Origin of the sequence: Chitinophaga ginsengisoli (assembly GCF_003014595.1) — a bacterium.
In the GTDB taxonomy this organism is placed as follows: domain Bacteria; phylum Bacteroidota; class Bacteroidia; order Chitinophagales; family Chitinophagaceae; genus Chitinophaga; species Chitinophaga ginsengisoli.
Genome location: NZ_PYGK01000034.1, coordinates 1 through 3873, shown reverse-complemented (window position 1 = coordinate 3873; position 3873 = coordinate 1). Strand labels below are relative to the sequence as shown.

Below are 3873 nucleotides of genomic sequence, written 5' to 3'. Positions count from 1 at the left end.
AAATAATACTCAAATATCTGCCCAATATCTATATAATACACTATACCGCATTCCAGCTAGATTTGTCCCAGATAAATAACAATCAATATATAGCAATCTATACTGCCGTATATAAAAATAAAGAGGGTGCCTCTTTATTTTTGAGACACCCTCTTTTGCTTTTTAAGGTGGTCAAGATCCTTTCTAGGCCTGGTTATTAGCTCTGACTGACTAATGATCTGACAGTAATAGTCGATGATCGGTGCATTGACAGCTATCTGACCTAACTGCCTTACAAATGCCTCATTGGCCGTATCCCCCCGGAAACGCTCTTTGCATACCTTTACTGATTGACAATGGTAGTAATAATAGATGCCGCCGTTGCCTTTTGATCCACTCCTGCTTAATAGCCTTCCACAGCGAGGGCAGATCAGGAAACCCCTTAGTGGAAGTTGCTGGTCAATTTCGGTGAAAGTGTTGACCCTGACGTTTCGCTTCTTGCCTTTTAGGACGTCCTAAACATCGTCAAACAGACTTTCAGGGATGATAGGCTCATGGATACCCTTTACACAATGGGCGGCTTCGTTCTTATAGGCAGCTATAAAGACCTTTCCGCAGTATACCGGGTTACGGACAAGACTCCAGAACTGACTACGGCCAATCTTTAAACCTTTCCTGTTGGCCATACGCCGGAGTGTATCAATATCCCATATCCCTCCGGATAGTTCTTCGAACGTCCAACGGACTATTTCAGCCTTTTCATTAGGGATAAGGAAAGGCTTGTTATGCGCGTCACGCCCGTTCTTATAGCCAATGGCGGCAATACCCAGGTACCTCCCCTCTTTCTTGGCTCTACGCATACCGTGAAGTATATTTAAGGCACACCGGGTCATTCTCTACCTCTGGTGTAGTAAGGTAGATTGCCAGCATGATCTTGCTCTCTGGTATATCCATGTCCAAAGGCTGTTCGATGGACTGAGGTTCCACGGATAGCCTTTTCAGCTCACCTATCATTTCGTAGGCAGCCGCGACATTTCGGGAGAAACGATCCTACTTAGAAAATAGTATCAGATCAACAATGCCTTTATTTTTGCTGATCACATGCAGCATCTTTTGAAACTCCGGCCTGTCAAATGTCTTTGCCGAATGGTCTTCCCTATAAATGCCAACTACCTGTATGTTCTCCTTCTCACATTACCAGCTCCATGTGGGGGGATAGTTATGTCCAAAGCTATAGATTGAATACCATGATTATTTTTATTAACATTTTTGTCTAACAAAATAATATTTATCGCATATTTGTACTGTAAGACTGAAGCGTTAATATCTAAATGAGAACCCGTGGGCGTAATTATTCGATCATTGAGTTATATTCATCCAGACAATGCGGAGCTATTCCAGGATTTGAACCTTATCTTAAATGATGGAGATAAAGCCGCATTAGTTGGAATAAATGGTGCAGGAAAGTCAACATTATTGCGCATCATCTCAGGAAAATTGCAACCAACAGCTGGGGAGATCATCAGTGCGGAACAACCCTGGTACGTACCGCAGCACCTGGGCGACTACGATACTTGGTCTGTCGCCAGGGCGCTGGGTGCCGAAGCCAAGCTAAAAGCATTACAGGCAATTCTGGCAGGCGATACTGATCTGCAACATTTTACAGTGTTAGAGGACAACTGGGACATTGAGAACAAGGTGAAACAGGCACTCGAGAAATGGGGGCTAATTCATCTGCATGAAAGTCGTTTGCTTGGAAGTCTGAGCGGCGGGCAGAAAACAAGAGTGTTCCTGGCTGCTATGGAGATGAATAGTCCAGCGCTTATTTTGCTAGATGAGCCCTCTAACCACCTGGACAGGAGAACCCGGATGAAGCTCTACCATATGATCATGCAAAGTAAATCTACCATGTTAATCGTCAGTCATGACAGGTCATTGTTGAATCTCATGAACAAAATTCTGGAACTCAATGAAAAAGGTATAGAAGTATTTGGCGGTAACTTTGACTTCTATCAAAGTAAAAAAATGGAAAAGGTTCATGCCTTGCACGCCAGTCTAAACGCTCAATCCAAAGCATTGAGGGAATCAGAAAAAAAGGCGAAAGACATGGGAGGACTAAGAGCCCAACAAGAACTTAAGGGCAGGTCAGTGGGACTTAGCAACTCAATACCACGTATCATCGCCGGTGGATTAAAAAACAAAGCAGAGCGCAGCACCGCAAGAATGCTGAATGCCCATGAAGAAAAGATAGCCAGCCTTCGACATATCATTGAGGCAACCAAAGCACAGATCGAGGAATATGAATTACTAAAATTCAATATCAAGGCGCCCGAACGAACACCTGGGGAATTGCTCATAGAGATGGTAGATGTCAACTTCAAATACAACGAGAATACATTATGGCATAACCTTAATTTTCAAATCAAATCAGGCGAAAGAGTGCAGATTGAAGGAGATAATGGAAGTGGTAAAACCACTTTATTGAAGATGATCACACGGGAGCTGCAGCCCTTTACCGGCAGCTATAACAGTACCGGCTTCTCTTATTTTTATCTTGACCAGGATTACTCAGCAATAGATCCAACACTAAGTATTTATCAACAAATTGAATCCTACAATAAGTATGGACTGGAAGAAGGCGAACTAAAGCAACTACTCATATCGTCACAGTTTAACCCGGAATATTTTGATAGAAAATGTGCAGGCTTAAGCGGTGGTGAGAAAATGAAACTATCTTTGAGTTGCATGCTGATAAGTAACCAGGCGCCTGATGTACTCATTCTGGACGAACCTACTAATAACCTGGATGTGCAGAGCCTGGGCGTATTGACCTTCGCAGTAAAGAATTTTGAAGGTACCTTACTAGTGATTTCACATGACGAATACTTCATCAACGAGATTGGAATTGACTATAGCATAATTTTAACTTAAGAAAACATGCCGCTTAAAAATACTGGTACGGAGCAGCTTATAAAAGACACCGCCAAACAACTATTGTTTGCAGAAGGCAAACTACACGCCACTACGCAGGAAATAGCAGATGCTGCCGGCGTTAACAGAACCGCCCTTCACTATTATTTTCGCTCCAGGGATCAGCTGATCGCTGCTGTATTTCAGGATGCAATGCAGGGCCTGAGTCAACGCCTGGATGAATGCATGCTATCAGAAACCTCTTTCAAGGAAAAGACAGCCAATATCATCGCCGTTTTTCTGAAAGACATGATGGCTTTTCCTTACCAGGAAACATTCCTTATCACTGAAATCAATACCTTCGGTAAAAAGCTAATCACGAACATACAATCAGAACCCGTAAAGTCTTATTTAAAAGAGGCAACTGATGAAATGGAAAAAGGCTCTATCGACAAAATGGATCCCATTCATTTTTTAATGAACTTATTCTCCCTGATGTCATACCCATTAATTATGGCGCCCCTTTATAAAAAACTATTCCGTGTGTCAGAAAAGGAATTCCAGCGATTGATAAATGAGCGGGAAAGACTTATTATGAACATGTTGTTCAAAAGCTGTTGATTACATTAATCTGAAAACCAAAGGCAATCTCTTTCATCCAGCACTTAACTCTCTTAAACGCATCTCCCGCTATCAATTAGGCGTCAGGCTTGTGACGTGGAGAAATAGTAATATGAATGTTATTACACATCAGGTGTGATCATGTAATTTATTGATGATCAAGCACAATTGGTTCGAAAACAATTCGCTACTGGGCACAAAAGACAAAAAGAGGGTGTCTCAAAAATAAAGAGGCACCCTCTTTATTTTTATATACGGCAGTATAGAGTGCTATATATTGATTGTTATTTATCTGGGACAAATCTAGCTGGAATGCGGTATAGTGTATTATATAGATATTGGGCAGATATTTGAGTGTTATTT

The 3873-nt window shown here is 41.9% G+C and carries 4 protein-coding genes; 2 read left to right on the top strand and 2 right to left on the bottom strand.

What is annotated here, in order from left to right; genetic code table 11:
- Window positions 1-134: 134 nt before the first annotated feature.
- Window positions 135-410 carry a hypothetical protein gene (locus CLV42_RS34395; protein ID WP_245901808.1) on the bottom strand — a complete coding sequence of 92 codons (276 nt, stop codon included), beginning with the start codon at window positions 408-410 and terminating at the stop codon, window positions 135-137.
- Between the two features lie 84 nt (window positions 411-494).
- Window positions 495-839, bottom strand: coding sequence for a recombinase family protein (locus tag CLV42_RS34390; RefSeq protein WP_245901806.1), 345 nt, complete (start codon window positions 837-839; stop codon window positions 495-497).
- A 481-nt stretch (window positions 840-1320) separates the two neighbouring features.
- On the opposite strand from CLV42_RS34390, the gene CLV42_RS33455 reads away from it, so the two are divergent.
- Both CLV42_RS33455 and CLV42_RS33450 read left to right on the top strand, forming a co-directional pair.
- Window positions 1321-2910 (top strand): ABC-F family ATP-binding cassette domain-containing protein, encoded by a 1590-nt coding sequence (locus CLV42_RS33455; RefSeq protein WP_106606304.1) that lies wholly within the window; start codon window positions 1321-1323, stop codon window positions 2908-2910.
- Between the two features lie 6 nt (window positions 2911-2916).
- Window positions 2917-3510, top strand: coding sequence for a TetR/AcrR family transcriptional regulator (locus CLV42_RS33450; protein ID WP_106606303.1), 594 nt, complete (start codon window positions 2917-2919; stop codon window positions 3508-3510).
- Window positions 3511-3873: the final 363 nt, after the last annotated feature.

Bases quoted from the DNA above. Each gene is read 5' to 3' on its own strand.
- CLV42_RS34390 (WP_245901806.1), bottom strand. From the start codon at position 839: ATGCGTAGAGCCAAGAAAGAGGGGAGGTACCTGGGTATTGCCGCCATT.
- CLV42_RS33450 (WP_106606303.1), top strand. From the start codon at position 2,917: ATGCCGCTTAAAAATACTGGTACGGAGCAGCTTATAAAAGACACCGCC.